The sequence below is a fragment of the Saccharothrix sp. NRRL B-16348 genome, from assembly GCF_001280085.1.
GTDB lineage: Bacteria > Actinomycetota > Actinomycetes > Mycobacteriales > Pseudonocardiaceae > Actinosynnema.
Genome location: NZ_LGED01000176.1, coordinates 1 through 220 on the forward strand (window position 1 = coordinate 1; position 220 = coordinate 220).

Here is a 220-nt window from a genome sequence, read left to right on the forward strand (position 1 = left end):
GACAAGTGCCTGGACGCCTACAACCAGGGCACGACGAACGGCACGAGGGTGATCACGTGGTCGTGCAACGGCCAGGCGAACCAGCGTTGGACGTTCCAGGCCGACGGTTCGGTCCGCAACGCCCAGGCGGGGTTGTGCCTGGACGTCAACCAGGCCGCCACCGCCAACGGCTCCACCCTCATCCTCTGGACCTGCAACGGCCAGAACAACCAGAAGTGGA

Annotated in this window: 1 protein-coding gene; it reads left to right on the forward strand. The window is 65.5% G+C overall.

The window, feature by feature from the left end; translation table 11 throughout:
* Window positions 1-220: ricin-type beta-trefoil lectin domain protein (locus ADK67_RS16655; protein ID WP_197289485.1), on the forward strand; the 220-nt coding region annotated here is incomplete at both ends.